Annotated in this window: 14 protein-coding genes; 6 read left to right on the top strand and 8 right to left on the bottom strand. The window is 48.5% G+C overall.

Annotation, left to right across the window (positions count from 1 at the left end):
* Positions 1–127 precede the first annotated feature (127 nt).
* On the bottom strand, positions 128–1,810 hold the full coding sequence (locus BTA51_RS19960; protein ID WP_094710509.1) for an Ig-like domain-containing protein: 1,683 nt from the start codon (positions 1,808–1,810) through the stop codon (positions 128–130).
* Between the two features lie 212 nt (positions 1,811–2,022).
* Complete coding sequence (locus tag BTA51_RS19955; RefSeq protein ID WP_094710507.1) at positions 2,023–2,379, bottom strand: hypothetical protein; 357 nt, start codon at positions 2,377–2,379, stop codon at positions 2,023–2,025.
* A 249-nt stretch (positions 2,380–2,628) separates the two neighbouring features.
* Between BTA51_RS19955 and BTA51_RS19950 the strand changes: the two genes are divergently transcribed.
* On the top strand, positions 2,629–3,951 hold the full coding sequence (locus BTA51_RS19950; RefSeq protein ID WP_168188229.1) for a trypsin-like serine protease: 1,323 nt from the start codon (positions 2,629–2,631) through the stop codon (positions 3,949–3,951).
* Between the two features lie 250 nt (positions 3,952–4,201).
* On the opposite strand, the gene BTA51_RS19945 is transcribed toward BTA51_RS19950, so the two are convergent.
* On the bottom strand, positions 4,202–4,960 hold the full coding sequence (locus BTA51_RS19945; RefSeq protein ID WP_168188228.1) for a transporter substrate-binding domain-containing protein: 759 nt from the start codon (positions 4,958–4,960) through the stop codon (positions 4,202–4,204).
* A gap of 493 nt (positions 4,961–5,453) precedes the next feature.
* The gene (locus BTA51_RS19940; protein WP_094710501.1) at positions 5,454–6,122 is read right to left on the bottom strand and encodes a DUF3313 domain-containing protein; all 669 of its coding nucleotides are present in this window, start codon (positions 6,120–6,122) and stop codon (positions 5,454–5,456) included.
* A gap of 140 nt (positions 6,123–6,262) precedes the next feature.
* Here BTA51_RS19940 and BTA51_RS19935 point away from each other — a divergent pair, with 140 nt between their 5' ends.
* Entirely contained in the window at positions 6,263–7,531 is a 1,269-nt protein-coding gene (locus tag BTA51_RS19935) for an HD domain-containing protein (protein WP_094710499.1), read from the top strand.
* Between the two features lie 152 nt (positions 7,532–7,683).
* Positions 7,684–8,007, top strand: a complete 324-nt coding sequence (locus tag BTA51_RS19930) for a hypothetical protein (RefSeq protein ID WP_094710498.1) — start codon at positions 7,684–7,686, stop codon at positions 8,005–8,007.
* A 78-nt stretch (positions 8,008–8,085) separates the two neighbouring features.
* On the opposite strand, the gene BTA51_RS19925 is transcribed toward BTA51_RS19930, so the two are convergent.
* The 4 genes from BTA51_RS19925 to BTA51_RS19910 form a co-directional block, all read right to left on the bottom strand.
* Positions 8,086–8,658: a nucleotidyltransferase gene (locus tag BTA51_RS19925; protein ID WP_246841106.1), complete on the bottom strand. Its 573-nt coding sequence runs from the start codon at positions 8,656–8,658 to the stop codon at positions 8,086–8,088.
* A gap of 178 nt (positions 8,659–8,836) precedes the next feature.
* Positions 8,837–9,310 carry an HD domain-containing protein gene (locus BTA51_RS19920; RefSeq protein ID WP_094710494.1) on the bottom strand — a complete coding sequence of 158 codons (474 nt, stop codon included), beginning with the start codon at positions 9,308–9,310 and terminating at the stop codon, positions 8,837–8,839.
* An 84-nt stretch (positions 9,311–9,394) separates the two neighbouring features.
* Positions 9,395–10,165 carry an SOS response-associated peptidase gene (locus BTA51_RS19915; protein WP_246841105.1) on the bottom strand — a complete coding sequence of 257 codons (771 nt, stop codon included), beginning with the start codon at positions 10,163–10,165 and terminating at the stop codon, positions 9,395–9,397.
* Between the two features lie 383 nt (positions 10,166–10,548).
* On the bottom strand, positions 10,549–11,835 hold the full coding sequence (locus BTA51_RS19910; RefSeq protein WP_094710490.1) for an aerolysin family beta-barrel pore-forming toxin: 1,287 nt from the start codon (positions 11,833–11,835) through the stop codon (positions 10,549–10,551).
* Positions 11,836–12,096: 261 nt separating this feature from the next.
* Between BTA51_RS19910 and BTA51_RS19905 the strand changes: the two genes are divergently transcribed.
* The 3 genes from BTA51_RS19905 (at position 12,097) to BTA51_RS19895 (ending at position 14,785) form a co-directional block, all read left to right on the top strand.
* Positions 12,097–13,290 (top strand): M48 family metallopeptidase, encoded by a 1,194-nt coding sequence (locus BTA51_RS19905; RefSeq protein WP_094710488.1) that lies wholly within the window; start codon positions 12,097–12,099, stop codon positions 13,288–13,290.
* Positions 13,291–13,424: 134 nt separating this feature from the next.
* A complete protein-coding gene (locus BTA51_RS19900) occupies positions 13,425–14,087 on the top strand; it encodes a TIGR00266 family protein (RefSeq protein ID WP_094710487.1) in 663 nt (220 codons plus the stop codon).
* 14 nt (positions 14,088–14,101) lie between these two features.
* Positions 14,102–14,785: a TIGR00266 family protein gene (locus tag BTA51_RS19895; protein WP_094710485.1), complete on the top strand. Its 684-nt coding sequence runs from the start codon at positions 14,102–14,104 to the stop codon at positions 14,783–14,785.

Below are 14,785 nucleotides of genomic sequence, written 5' to 3'. Positions count from 1 at the left end.
CTTATGAAGGTCGCTCGCTGGATTATTGGCATACCCAGTAATGCTGCCGCAAGTGGCTCAGGGAGCATGCTTAATAGAAGCAATAGAAGCAATAGAAGCAGTTCAGATTTGAACTGCTACAAAATGCTCAATCGAAATGATTTACAGCGATGTCGTTTGCTGTTGTGTCATTGTGCGTCCATATGGCGATAGCTGAACCGTCAGCGTCAACCGCTACCTGGGGATTAGTGCCGCTTCCCAAGGTATCGGATTCAAGCAGTTCTGCATCACCCCATTGCCCATTAACGCTCGTGTATCGATTTGACCAGATATTGAACTCTCCTGCGGGGGTATTGTTTTGCCACACGACAATAATATTCCTGTCATTATCAATGGACAGTTGTGGTTTGGATGACATTCCCTCATTGTCGATTTCAACAAGAGTTGCTCCAAGCCATTTGCTGGCAGTGCTGGAATATCGATTGGTATAGATATTTCTATGACTGCCGTCATACTGCGCCCAAACGGCCACTGCATCACCATTATCATCGAAGGCAATTTGCGGGGATTGCGCATTGCCGGTATCGTCTGTCTCGACCAAGGCTACATCGCCCCAGCTGCTGTCTTCCGAAGAATAACGGTTAGCATATATGTTGACGCGAGCCCCGTCGGATTGTTGCCAAATCGCCATGACATTACCGTCCGCGTCGATAGCCAACTGAGGGTATTTGGCGTCACTGGTATCGTCTAACTCTATCAGGGTTGCAGTTCCCCAGGTTTTATCGGCGACAGAGAATTGATTAGCGTAAATACTGTTGCGTGTTCCATCTGTTTGATGCCACACAGCAAAAGCGTTGCCATTGGAATCGAATGCCACCTCCGGGTAATCGGCCTCACCTCTATCATCCGTCTCAATAAGAGTTGCGGTCCCCCAGCTATTGTCGGCCGCAGAATAATAGTTGGCATAAATATCAACCTGGGCTCCACTATTCTGATACCAGACAGCCATGGCGTTGCCGTTGTTATCCAGGGCAATTTGAGGAATATCCGCTAAGCCTCGTCCATCTTCTATCAGAACCGGGCCTTCCCAGCTTTTATCCGTGGCAGAATAACGGTTGGTGAAAATACTGGTTTCAGTCCCATCGGACTGACTCCATATTGCCATGGCATTGCCTGCATTATCGAAAGCAACTTGTGGATCATAGGAGATGTATTTTTCATCGGACTGGATAAGTGTCGCTTCCCCCCAATTACCCTCAGATGCTGAATAACGGCTGACATAAGTGTTGTAACGAGGACCAATAATTGCCTTTATCCATATGGCAAAGGCGTTACCCTCTGAGTCAATTGCCACCTGTGGAAGATCCGTACTATTTCTGCTGCCTTCAAGCAGCGCATATTCTCTCCAATTACCGTCGTTTGTGGTAAATGACCAAGTGTATTCGGCTGCCATGGAATTACCGGCGAGGTCTGCAATATCCTTGCTGACAGTGGCTGTAATGGTGCTTAACTTGGGGAGTTTATTTGTCGGAGTGTAGGTGACGGTGTTGCTTTGAGCATCGAAGTCCACCGTCCCGGTGATCGCGTCCGTATCACTGGTTAACGTGATGCTGCCAGCGGATACGCTCTTGCCGAGAATATCTTCATTAAAGGTGGCGCTTACTAATGCTGTTCTATTAACACTGTTAGCCGAGTTGTCGGGCGTGATTGCGCTGACTATAGGCGCAGTGGTATCGGGAGGGGAATCAGAGCCTCCACCTCCGCCGCTGCAAGCGCTGAGAAATACAGCCAGGGCTGAAAAGGAAGCTATTTGGAAAGTGCTGGACGTCATTTAGTTATCCTTAATGTTATCAATATTATCCTGACGGCTTGTCCGCAATAAATGTGACAGTTACCTCAAATAGCGAGGCATCTTATTGGAAAAGCTGAGGATGTTACAGCTTTTGTGTATGAAGGTTTTATTTAGCCTTGGTTCCGCTTGTTGGAGACTGAAGCAACAACAATTGTGAGGAGTAGAGAGGCTAGGGCGGGGATGATGGGCTGCTACTCGAAATCCCAATTGTCTAATCCGGGCAGCACTTCAATACTCGCCCAGCTGGTTTCATCATTCTGGCCAAAGCCGCACACGAATATCTTCAGGGGGATCGTGGGAGGGGACTCTCTGCCGTTTTCCCGATGACCGTGCCACATACAGTAGATCTGGTCCAATACGGCTGCGGTTACTCTCACTTCTTTAATTTCATTGGGTGGTGCGTAGAAGCCGAGGGCTTCTTTGGTGATTTCGCTGTGAGCCAGAACCGATAGGGCTACCTGCTTTTTAAGTGCTTCAGGGTCGGGAAAGCTGTCCCAGCTTTGTGGCATTAATGAGGTGAAATCCAATGTAATTAACTTGTGAATCATATTTGAGCCACTACACAGACTATGTCCTGGTCACTATCTGATACGTGCCGTCGGTACGTGAAGATTGAAACAGAGATCACATTGGAGCCTGGTTTTGATTGAAAAACGCTCTACTTGTACGTTTTAGTATCGATTGAGATGAAAAAACATGAATATAATCAATAAATTATATGTTGTGGTCTTAGGTGGAATTGCTAATGTAATAAACGTTTCAATTTCATGATACTTGGCGCGTGTAATGGCGGGTCTATGAAGACTGCTGTTGCCTCTAAATATGTCTATATCATGGTAATTGAGGAACCTATGCCATTTGTGAGTAAATTCCTGGGACGTAAAAAGCTTATTAAAAGTCAATGGTTGGTGATGTCGCTAGCCGGGACGATGAGCGCTTCAAGCCTCGCCATTGTCAACGGGTCTATTGTTGATGAAAGTGTTAGCCCTGCCTGGATGGTGGCTTTGTTAGCGACAACAGAATCAGTGGGGGGCGCGCTGACAAGTGATCGGCAGTTTTGTGGAGGCATGTTGGTTGCTCACGACTGGGTGCTGACCGCGGCGCATTGCGTGAACTCCACTGCCCCCACCGATATCGAGGTGGCTATTGGAATCAATGATTTGGATGATCTCGACGACGAAACCAAACGTCAGAGCATCCAGACTCGAAAAGTGGATAGAGTATTAATCCATCCCAAATATTTTGACGATGAAAGTCCCTGGAGAAGGTTAGGCATTCTTGAAAATGATGTTGCTTTGATCAGGTTGAAAGATCTGGCAGATCCTAACACTCCCCTGGCACCACTCACAGACACTCTGCCGGTATCCGGCACTGCGTCCAAACTCTATGGATGGGGGCTTGCCCAGGAAGAAAAGAAAGATTCCAAGGACATTGAATACAATGGATACAAAGCGGTAATCGAGGAGGTTGTAGAATCTTCTGTCAGTTACCCCTGGCTTGAAAGTCTTGATGTAGAACTCAACACTGCGGAAGTTTGCGGAAGCACCTTCTTGCCGATGTTTGAGAAAGGGGTGGAAGAAGGAACCAACGAGCTGCCTCAGGCGAAAGCGAACCTGGAAAGTTTAAATGCCATCAAGCACTTTTTAACGCTGGATATCAATGATCTGGTGGATGCTGTTACGGAAGCCCGTGAAAAACAGGAACTGGCATTAAATGCCGACGATCTGGAAGAGTTCAAGAAGTATAAGTCTGAAGAGGATTCCCTCGTAAGCGACTATGAGCTGTTGACTGAAATGCTTGAAACGGTCACTTCCCAAAGCGAAGAAATTGCCCAGGATGTCGCCGATCTGCCTGCTACGATCCAGTATTTGAAAAATGATTATGTCATTCCAACGAATAGCCTGTGTGTAACCCCCGTTTATGATCCCAATTCCGGCCCATGTTATGGCGATAGCGGTGGTCCATTGGTGATGGATGACAATGGTGTGGAAAAGATTGTTGGTATTGCCAGCTTTGTGGGCGGAGGTTGCGCCACCCCGGATTCGGGCAGCTTCTACACGGGTGTATTCCGTTATAAAGATTGGATGGAAGAAACCATGAAGGCAAACCGGGCATACTAAGAAGCCCCGGTAGCCTTTATTATTGGGTATGCCTTTGGGACAAGAAACTGGCTGTTAAGCCTGGCATGTCCCGGGGTTGCCCAATAAGCCTCAGCTTGGAGTTGATCAGGCCTGCTGCTCCAGCATCATACATGCTATTTTTTTATAATTCTGTCAGGGTCTGCCCGCCACAATATTCTGTCCATGTGGAGAGAATGGATAGGGATAGGAAGTGCAAATACTGCGAGACATATGACGGCAGGCACTGGCTTCAAGGTATATCAGGTATCCACTGATTCAGTTGGCTAATCACTCCATCCTCAACTTGCTGGCTACAGATGATGTAACGGTTGTCCCCGGGAGGGGCGTCGCTGAAGTGGATGTATTTGTAGTCCCTCACGGTGAAACCGGAAGCATTGATCAACCCTTCGGCTTCGTCTTCTGCGATAAAGAAATAGTCGGCGCGATCAACGTTCAGCATTAAAAGCATATTGATATTTTCGACGGTGACCTCCAAAACTTCCGGCTGGACCTCGGCGATTAGTTTGTCAATATAGGTGCCGTACGAATAACCGCTCTTCACCAGCAACCGAAGACTTTTATCACGTAAGGTTTCTTCAATGCTGTGGCCGCTGTTCATTTTACTGTTGCTTGCCAGGGCCAGGCCGATTGTAGGCTTGTCGCGATAAATGGGTTTGCTGTACTTGGCATAGGCTTCCCTCTCACGGTTTTTGAACCAGCCAATTGAACAGTGGCGTCCTTGGTTTCTTTTGATGATCTCCAGTTGCCTGCTTGAGGGGGTCAGAATCCAGCGGTGAGGGATTCCGGCACTCTGAAAGGCGATCGTTGCCGGTGTTGCGGTCAAGCCCACGACAATGCCGTCTTCAACGGTGGTCATGTAAGGGGGGCGCTCATGATAGTGAATAGCGATACGGTTATCTGCCACCACTATCGTACTGGAAATCAACCCGACTCCAAGCGCCAGGCTTTGCCATGTATATTTCATACAACGCCATAAGAAAAGGTCCATGATTGCCCTCCCATGTGTTGTTTCGTGAGCTTTTATTCTGTTGTTACGTAAAGGATAGCCCAGTCAGTTCTCAGGTACCCGGTAGATGAAGTAATTATCTTTCCAGTATCTGAAATGCAACTGACGGGAGGAGGGAATGAACCTGAAGTAACCGCCAGCAGGCATTTTCAGAAAGGCTTCTTTTGTCCCAGTTTCTACTGCATACCGTCTGTTTCTAACGGCTCACTCGCCGGGCGTAGCACTTTTCAACAACTTCTGGTGTAACGTGACATACTTTGCCGTGAGTGTGGACCAGAGCGCCCAGGTTGAAGTTGAAGCCAGATCTTCTGATATCTTAAACCGGTGCTCAATAGTCCGCCAATCACTCGGGCCGAAAGGCCTTGTCCTGCTTAGTGCCTGCTGTTATGGCAGGCGCTATTATTGTGGGAGGTACTATTATTATGGAAGGTACTATTATTATGGAAGGTACTATGGGCTTTGCTATCTGGGATGCTCAACCGGTTTTGGTGGCTGCTATTTTTGAGATCTGTTCGTCGTATATTTCCAGCCAGTCATCCAACAAAGCTTTTATATCTTCCATGGTCACTTCTTCCTTATCAGACTGGGAATCGATTCCTTTGCGAAGGATTTCTCCTTTGAGTTCACCTGTTTGACTATCTATCAGTTTAACCTCCAGAAAAACCTTGACCACCTGAGGGCGCCGATCTGTTGCTGTCTGAATAAGCGTTCTGGCGATGGCAACCGGTAACACAATCTGGCGTGGTCTCAAGTCTTGCGTTTCCGAGACGATTCCCGTGATGGCTGGAGATATGCGCAGAGTTCCCGGACCTGGTGTCGTTGCCAGAATACCATGTTTCTCAGTCGCTTCCCGTAGCCCCTCATTGAGGTAATTCGCTACTTGGTTGGCGGTGCTGCGATGCTGCTCCTGGTCAAGTGTCATCATTGGAAATACTTTAATGTCGTCCAGCAATATATGTTCGTAGCTGCTGATGTCATCTGACAGCCAACGAGAGCCTTTCATGAAATCCAAGCTTTCCATCCTGTCATAGTGATCCAGGTAACCAGAATAATCTTCTTCTTCAATCATGTGCTGCGTTGTGCATGCATTAAGCAATACAGTGCTGACGATGAGAAGATAAATGCAGGGGGCAATTACTTTCATAACATTCCTTATTGTTTCATTCAGGGGGCAAAGAATACTTCTACCGGGTATCTATGATTATGGCTATCAGGTATCAAGATAGCACCATTGTAAAGGGACGTGGATTCAGGTTAGTTTTTCCGTTTGAAAAAGGAAGAGATATGGAAGAATTGATTCAGAAGGCAAAAAGTTACGCGATAGGGGCGCATCGCCGCATTGACCAGCGACGTAAGTATTCCTTTCAGCCCTATGAACATCATCTGAAGTCTGTTGCTGATATTCTGAGTCAGGCTGGAGCTGACGAAGAGATGATCGCAGCGGCATGGCTGCATGATGTGGTAGAGGATACCCCGGCGACATTTGAAGATGTTGAACGGGAGTTTGGGCAGTCAGTAGCTGAGCTGGTGAGAGAATTGACGGACGTTAGCCGGTTACAAGACGGAAACCGGTCTATGCGCAAATCTATTGATCGGGAACATACGTCAAACGTCAGCGATCGAGCGCAGCAGGTGAAGCTGGCAGACCTGATCGATAATTGTCACGACATCTGCTCCCATGATGCCCGCTTTGGGAAAGTTTATCTTGAGGAGATGCGGGAGTTGTTAAGGGTCATTCGAGACAAGGATTCCACTCTTTATAGAAGGGCTGAAAAGCTTTATTTCAAATGGGATCAACGACTTTCGAAGAAATCAGAGGAAGGTCGTGGTGAAGGTGCTCGCGAAGGTATTGGTGAAGAAGGCACTGGTGAAGGGCAATCTGTGCGGAAGCCCAGGCTGTTTCCTGCTGAAACCCGTCAATCAATGCTCCGTACCTTGGAGTTTATTATGACCGGGTACTGTGCCAGGAATATCGCCCGTCCCGCGAAAGAGCCTGGAGTGTCATTGTCCGAGAATCAGATCGTCTCTCCTGAAGCGCCATTGTCCTTGGTGGTTAATGAGTTGACCTATTTTGATACCTGCTATGTCCGTACAGATGGGCGTATTACACACCAAATCCGGCGCAGCGACTTTAATTCGCCGATCGCTAAAATGTGGCTGTTCGGCATCATTATTGTCTATGAACGTTCGATTACCGAACTGATTCGTATGCACTGGGCAGGCGATAGCTGGACTTCCCACATGTCCAAAGGTCGCTTGGAAAAGGCACTTGAGTTTCAGCAGGAGCGACTCCGGCGTGGGGAGGTTACGGAGCTACTCGACTGTTTGCAGTTATCGGACAAATTCGACGTCATCATGTCCAATGATGAGCATCTGGAACGCTATGGATTTAGTACGAAGGCGGCGATGAAACGGGTGGTTAAAGAGCTTGGTGCTTTACGTAATGCATTGGCACATGCTCAGGATCTAACGGACGATCATTGGCCCCAGATTGTCCGGATTTCAGAACGCATTGTAGAAATTACCGGGATGATTCCAAAGAGAGGGGAGTAAAGAGAGGGGAGTAAAGAGAGGGGAATGGCAGAAAATGGCCGGTTATATAGGACATAAGGCATAGATGTGATAGCCAATATCCGCTGCTGCCTGGGTTCTGTAACATAGTCGCTTCTCTTGGCTAGTAGGTTTTCAGCTTCGAGTGGTGTGTAATGGAAAAGCAATACTATATACCTCCTTCATGTTTAGACGATATCCGTTCCTTTGCAGAAAAAGAGAACTTGCCTGAGGTCATTAAGATCGTCAGCAGGCATAACAATGGTGAGTTGACTCTGGATCCCTCTGAAGTCGCCACGGTGGTGGATATTGCAATGCTCTGGCAACTCCAAGCCGAGCTTAAATACCCCTATTGGGATGCCAATCAGCCGAATTACAATCCTGAACACGAAAAGAAATATCTTGATGAACAGGAAGAAAGATGGGGGAAGATCGTCATGTCTTTCGCCTCTGACCGGGAATTTGAAGCCTCCTGCTAGAGGAGGCGCTATTTCAATTCTCGTTGGTTCGTCTGTTAAACGACCATCAATTATCTGAATACTCCTATTTCGCCGAGTCTATCCAACGTCCAGGTAATGAGCCCATTCTGCCGGATGTTCCGATTCGATTAGAGTTCTCAGCCTATGTAGTGAGAGTCGGTCAATACGCTTTCCATCTGTGCTGCTTCGACCGGTAACACGGATATCGTTAGATGGATAAACCGAGAGTTCTACCGGAAAGTCATGATGGATATATATGTGGGTATATTCTCTCAGCCGGTTGTCTTTCCAGATTTCTATGTGTTTTGTCTCATAGTCCCAGTCAAGTTCATCCAAATAGATGAAGATCTCTTCCAACTGATCTGTGAATACGTGGATATCTATGTCACTACCCTGACGAATTCGACCTGTGCTGACGGACCCAATCAGTCTGGGATTAAATGGTGCCAGGTGATCGAGCACATCCAAGGCGACCAGGCGCATTTCGAATAAAGTTTGCTGATGGGTGTCCGCATGATGAAACTTTGCAATGCGATGTAGTTCATCGGATATTTCCCCGTTGGAAGGGAGAAACTTTACCTCCTTGCCCAAGAGTCGTTTGGCAGCCATTTTCTTGGCGTCCAGGTATTGTTCTACATTTTCTTCGAACATCAGTCTTGCGGCTTCTTTGATAAGAAGTCTGCGAATTTCTGTATGTTTTCTGGCCATATTTTTAAGGGCGATAGTTACGCCTTTTAAGTCTGTTGAGGAGCTAGCAGTATGTTTGGCTGCCCGGGGTATGTTGAGGTGCCAGGGTGCTGTGGAACATAGCTGTATGCTGAGAGCGCAATTAAGCGTCAGAACCAAGCCCATTGAGTACGAGCTCAAGTGCTTCTTCTGCTGTCATTACTGTGGCGAATTGGGATCTGCCGTTCATATCCCAGTTCCGCAAGGTGGTCAGGTCTTTTAGTAAAGACGTGCCAGCCAGTTTGTGGCGGGTTTTGGTTGGAGATTTGAGCAGGTCCAAATGATGATATATCAGCCATTCCACGCGCTGGGGAAAAATACTGTGGACCATATCAGCCCCAATTGAGGCGTGATTTTTCTGGTCGACTGATTTCCCTATGTCATGGAATAACGCCGCTGCCCAGAGTTCAGGGTCAGTGGATTGGTGATACGCGAGTTCGAAAACCTGGAGAGAATGGTAAAGTGCGTCAGATTCAGGATGGAACTTTGGAGGTTGTATGACCCCCTCCAGGTCATTGAGTAGCGAAAGAAGGTGAGTGTGGTATTGCCAGAGAGTCTTACTGGTTTGTTTCCTCAATGTGATTCCGGTTTAACCGGCTGTCAATGAATGAAGCTGTCGATTATAGGGAAATATGTCGAAGCGCTGCAACAGTCGAATGTTTCAATCTCCCAGCTTCTTCATATCGCCAACAGGCTTCATCAATTCACCGTCTTTATTCTTGGCATTCCCCACCATTTTACTAATGGGGTAGTAGACCCAGCCTTCCAGTTCCTTTGGTGCCAGCATGGGGCGGATCTGGCTGAGGTCGACGGAGGCATCCAGCCAGGTGTCGAATTGTTCCGGAGTAATCAATACCGGCTGACGGGGATGTAGTGTTTTTAAAGATGGTGAAGCCTCTGTCGTCAGAATGGCGCAAGACTCCAGCAGCTCATCTCCCTTTTCCCATCGATCCCAGATTCCGGCGAAAAAACAGTAGCCGGATTCAGGGCGAATATAAAAAGGCTGTTTGATGCCTTCAACAATGCTCCATTCAATGTAACCGGAGGCTGGGACAATGGCCCGTCGATGTCGAAAAGGACCGCCGAAAGCCTTGCTGGTTTCTACCGTCTCGGCTTTGGCGTTGAACATGGAGTATTTGGCTGTCACTTCCGGTGCCCAATGAGGTGTCAGCCACCAGCGCATTTCGCGAACGATTTTGGCTACTTCATCTTTTATCGCCACCAGAATGTCATCGGTTGGGGCGATGTTGAACATATCCGGCTGTGTCATGGGCTTCATCCCGGACGTGTCAAACCCCATGCCTTCCAAAAGCCCAATGACTTCCGGGCTGTCGATGACGTTGTAGCGACCACACATAACGGAGCCCTGCTCAAGGATTTCAGGTATGTGACTCCATGCCGGCGAGATAACAGGACTGGCTGAGCGCGACATGGTCCGAACTGCCTGAATTCAGTATAGCTCTATGTGAAAGGTAATCGACATGGGAAAGCCTGTAGCTGTGTGTAAGCCTGTCGCTCTGTGAAAGCTAGTAGCTCTCTGAAAAATAGTAGCTGTGTGAAAAATAAGAGCTCTGTTAAAGCTAGTAGCTCAGCAGCTCTATGAAAAATGATAACTGTGTAAAAGATGCCTGCTGGCGAGGAAAGATTGTTGAAATGGAAAATCGGTACCCGACTACCTGACAGGTACCGATTTGGTTTGGGGATAACCGCTAACTATTCCCCAAAAAAAGAGCCACATGTCCCCAAAAAAGAGTTGCATGTCCCCAAAAAAAGAGTCACATGTCTCCAAAAAAGAGCCACATGTCCCCGAAAGGGTTACATGGACTGAAATCCTCCATCCAGTGTGAAGCTCAGGTTTTTCACTGTGTCGTCATCGCTGTAGTCATCGACCCGGATGATTTCCATGGAGAGAGAATTGTTTGCATCCAGACTGCGTTTGCTGATTCTTGAAGACTGCTGCTGGACTTGTTCATTCGGTTCCAGATCGATCGGGGCGCCGGCTTCGATACTAAACTGGCTGCCGTCAACCGTGGAGAACTTGCCGGTCAATGGGGCAATGTGTTTGCGTTTGGATATATTGCCCAGAGTCCATTGCATGCTGTTCTGGCTGAACTGATCGGTCATCCAGCCCCAATCCCACTGGCCGTAGCCACTGATATCCCGATGTACATATTGATCCAGAATATCCTCTGAGGCGTTCAGGTTATTGCGGCCGCCGAACTTGAAAGTTTCCCATGGACGATTGGTTGGATGATCAGTCCGGGCGTTACCGCTCCAGCGCAGGAAGTTCTCCATGGTCACGTTGTACCCCAGCGTCATTTCTGATTCATATGGGATATCCGCTTTTTGCTTGAAGACGGTCAAAGTGATGTAACGCTTGGAGCGTGCCGGCATCTGCGCCCGGTATTGGGCCGACTGTCTTAACACCTCACTGTTACCGTTGGTCTCGCTCCAGCCCTGGTTGGCGGTGAAACCGGCGGTAATTTCAGTGCTGCCGCCAAAAATTTTGAGGTCGAACTCATAGGTATTCTTGATGCTGATGGTCTCGGAAAAAGAATAATCCTCCTGCTTGGACCAGCTTTTGGTTTCATCGTACTCCAGGGTGGCTACAGCGGTATCCTCCGTGTTGCCGTAGTTATATACCACTGCTGTGATGGTTTTCAGGGGCTCCTGATCATAAACCTGTGGTGTTCCCAGTTTCAGAGTGGTTGGGTCGGTATAGAAGCGCAGGTCGGAAACGGTCATTTTCAATCGACTGTCAGACCAGTATCCGTCTGCGTAGGGATCGCTGCTGTTGTAGTTGGCTTGCAGCGTGTATTGCTGGTCGTTGTCGCGGGTAATGCTAAAATCCTCGCCGACCTTATTGGAGGCGGTGCCGCTGCACCAGCCATACCCGAGGAAGTGGGCCAGATAAGTCAGTGGAACATAAAAATCCGGATCACTCACAATGGTATGTTTCAGGCTGGCCATATCCTGGGCGGCATACATCTTATCCTGATAGTCAGGAATATCGTCAGCGGCGGCTAGGGCGGCTGAGGCCTGTATTGATAACAGGCCTGCAGCCAATGCGGTGAATACAAAACACTTAGGTAGATTTTTCATGTTGGTATCCTTGTATTATTTTTGTTCCATGGAGTGCTCAGGAAACTACAACTAAATCGTTTCAGTCAATCGAGCATATGACCTATGCTTTGATGCCGGGATTAGGTGATTTGCACGGACCACTTCGGAAGAATTTGAGACTTATTGTCATCAAGTTGGCCTATTTTTGCTTAGGCAGCTAGACTTAACAGCTTGCACAGGGAAGGCGCTCAAAACTTCGAGTTGACCGGATCTGTGAGGTCAGACAAACAGGAAGGACGAATGGAACAAGCGCAAACCTACGAGGCCCATGCGTTTCACGAACAATTCAACAAAGGCCGGAGTTCCGGCTCTCTCAAAATCACGGCAACCGCGATAGAATTTGATGCCGGAGACGGCCCACAGGGAAGGGTGCGTTTCCCGATTAACCGGATACAGGTCAAAATGGGAGGAGCCAGCAATCGCTTGGTATTCATTACTCATCCCGATTATCCGGACTGGAATCTTTATACCAGTGATCGCAGTGTTTTAAAGAATCCGGATCTGCACCTGGATCCCTCGCTTCAAGGTCAGTTGCGCTCAGCACGTAATGTCCGCCGATTTAGTTGGGCGGTATTATTTCTGGTGGCTTTTTTGATTGTTGCAGCACCGGTTTCTGTGTTTGTTTTCATGGACAGCATTACTGCCGTCGTGGCTCGGCAGGTACCGGTGGAGTGGGAGGAAAAGATCGGTAAAACCGCGTTTGGCCAGTACCAGGTAGAATCCAATCTACTGGATTCCGAGGAAGGGGAAAAGGCTATTGCCGCACTAACCGACCCGCTGATCAACGCCGTGCAGGATGACCGTTTTACGTACAAAATCTATGTCTCAGATTCTCCGGATTTGAATGCCTTTGCTTTACCGGGAGGCTATATTGTCATCAACGCCGGACTGATTTTGGCTGCAGACAATGGAGAGGAAGTGCTGGGAGTTATGGCGCACGAAATCTCCCACGTTACAGAGCAGCATGGAGTTCGTAATATTATTGCTGCTACCGGTACCTATACCTTGATTCAGGCGATGTTCGGGGATGTCAGTGGTCTCTTGGCGACGGTGGTGAATGCAGCCCCGTTTCTGCTCAACCAGAGTTACTCAAGGGACTTTGAAGCCGATGCGGATGAGAAGGGATTGCAGCTATTGCAGCGTGCTGAGATTAATCCCACAGGGATGATCAGCTTCTTTGAAAAGATTATCGAAGAAGAAAAGAAACGCATGGAGCAAATTGAAGACGACGATACCCGGGAGTTGTTGGAGCAGAGTATGGGCTTCTTAAGCTCGCACCCGGCGACGGAAGAACGCATTGCCAGTTTGAGAAAGCAGTTGGGGACAGGGGAAGGTGACTACCGTCATCTGGATACGGAATTCCTGAAGCTGCAGGAGCTGGTTCGGAATTTTGTTGCCGACACGGGCAGTGATGAAGAATTGCCGGAGAATTGAGGGGTGGTTTTTTGATATCCAGGCGAAGGCTTGAGTGTGTATCAAAGACTCTTGAAAAACGGCAGAAGACTCATAAGAACAAAGGATTCAGGGACCTGAATCAGATTATCAAGCAGAGATGAATGAGGCTTTGTATGAAAGCAGAAATTAAAGGCGGTTCCGCATTCAGTTATTTGGATGTGGAGCTTGAAGCTGGGGAGAGTATCACGGCCGAATCGGACGCTATGTCCAGCATGTCGGCCGAGTTGGATATGGCAACCAGACCCAATGGCTCGGTGATCTCGGCATTGCTGAAAAAGCTGTTAGGTGGGGAAACTTTTTTCATTAACCGGTTCAGCAACAATACCGGTGGACCTTGTAAGCTGACACTGGTCCAACCGACACCGGGAGAAATTCGGTGCGCAGAGCTCAACGGTGATTCTCTGTGCCTGCAGCCGGGTGCATTTATGGCTGCGACAGAAGGTGTCACGCTTGGGCTGCGTTGGGCTGGTTTCACTTCTTTTATCGCTCGCGAAGGCTTGTTCAAGCTGGTGGTATCCGGGAACGGAAAGGTCTGGTACGGCGCATACGGTGCGCTGCTTGAGCGGGAAATCGACGGAGAGTATATCGTCGATACCAGTCATCTGGTCGCTTATGACCCTTCACTACGTCTCAAGCTACAGTTGGCTGGCGGTTTGTTTTCCAGCTTCTTTGGTGGTGAGGGGTTGGTGACCCGCGTGGAAGGGAAAGGCAAAGTGGTGATACAGAGCCGCAGTATCAGTGGTCTGACCAGCTGGATTAATCCAAAACTGTATTAAGCGAGGGGCTGAAAATGGAAATTGATTTGATACATCGCCCCGGTAATACGGCGGCAAAAGTCAAACTGAACCCGGGTGAAACCTGCACGGCTGAATCCGGTGCCATGATTGCCATGAGTGGCAATATGGATGTCACCACGACCACTCACAAAAAGAAGAGTGGCGGGTTGTTGAAAGCGATTAAGCGGATGGTGGCGGGAGAGTCACTCTTTCTTAACCACTTCGAACCCAAATCAGGGCCGGGTGAAGTCTGGCTGGGCGCGACTCTGGCCGGCGATATGATGACCTACGATCTGGACAATGAAAGCCTGATTGTTCAGGGTGGCTCTTTTATGGCCTGTGAAGAAGGGGTTGAGATCGATTTGGGATGGCAGGGCTTTAAATCCCTTCTATCCGGTGAGAGTGTATTCTGGGTCAACCTAAAAGGGCGCGGAAAAGTGCTGTTGAACTCCTTCGGTGCCATTTATCCGGTAGAAGTTGATGGTGAATATATTGTGGATAGCGGCCATATTGTGGCTTTTAACGAAACCCTCAATTTCACTATCACCAAGGCTGGCAAAAGCTGGATGCATTCTTTTCTGGGTGGGGAAGGCCTGGTATGTAAGTTCCAGGGCAAGGGAACCGTATGGTGCCAGTCTCACAACCCCAGCAGTTTCGGGTGGACTCTGTCTCCCGGTCTGAAGCCACGTAAAGCATAA

This window comes from Hahella sp. CCB-MM4, assembly GCF_002260525.1.
Taxonomy (GTDB): domain Bacteria; phylum Pseudomonadota; class Gammaproteobacteria; order Pseudomonadales; family Oleiphilaceae; genus Hahella.
Note: the sequence above shows the minus strand (reverse complement) of the source record. Positions and strands in the feature narration are given on the sequence as shown.

Excerpts from the sequence above, each read along its gene's own strand:
- BTA51_RS19960 (WP_094710509.1), bottom strand. The coding sequence starts at position 1,810 with ATGACGTCCAGCACTTTCCAAATAGCTTCCTTTTCAGCCCTGGCTGTA.
- BTA51_RS19955 (WP_094710507.1), bottom strand. The coding sequence starts at position 2,379 with ATGATTCACAAGTTAATTACATTGGATTTCACCTCATTAATGCCACAA.
- BTA51_RS19950 (WP_168188229.1), top strand. The coding sequence starts at position 2,629 with ATGAAGACTGCTGTTGCCTCTAAATATGTCTATATCATGGTAATTGAG.
- BTA51_RS19945 (WP_168188228.1), bottom strand. The coding sequence starts at position 4,960 with ATGGACCTTTTCTTATGGCGTTGTATGAAATATACATGGCAAAGCCTG.
- BTA51_RS19940 (WP_094710501.1), bottom strand. The coding sequence starts at position 6,122 with ATGAAAGTAATTGCCCCCTGCATTTATCTTCTCATCGTCAGCACTGTA.
- BTA51_RS19935 (WP_094710499.1), top strand. The coding sequence starts at position 6,263 with ATGGAAGAATTGATTCAGAAGGCAAAAAGTTACGCGATAGGGGCGCAT.
- BTA51_RS19930 (WP_094710498.1), top strand. The coding sequence starts at position 7,684 with ATGGAAAAGCAATACTATATACCTCCTTCATGTTTAGACGATATCCGT.
- BTA51_RS19925 (WP_246841106.1), bottom strand. The coding sequence starts at position 8,658 with ATGTTCGAAGAAAATGTAGAACAATACCTGGACGCCAAGAAAATGGCT.
- BTA51_RS19915 (WP_246841105.1), bottom strand. The coding sequence starts at position 10,165 with ATGTCGCGCTCAGCCAGTCCTGTTATCTCGCCGGCATGGAGTCACATA.
- BTA51_RS19910 (WP_094710490.1), bottom strand. The coding sequence starts at position 11,835 with ATGAAAAATCTACCTAAGTGTTTTGTATTCACCGCATTGGCTGCAGGC.
- BTA51_RS19905 (WP_094710488.1), top strand. The coding sequence starts at position 12,097 with ATGGAACAAGCGCAAACCTACGAGGCCCATGCGTTTCACGAACAATTC.
- BTA51_RS19900 (WP_094710487.1), top strand. The coding sequence starts at position 13,425 with ATGAAAGCAGAAATTAAAGGCGGTTCCGCATTCAGTTATTTGGATGTG.
- BTA51_RS19895 (WP_094710485.1), top strand. The coding sequence starts at position 14,102 with ATGGAAATTGATTTGATACATCGCCCCGGTAATACGGCGGCAAAAGTC.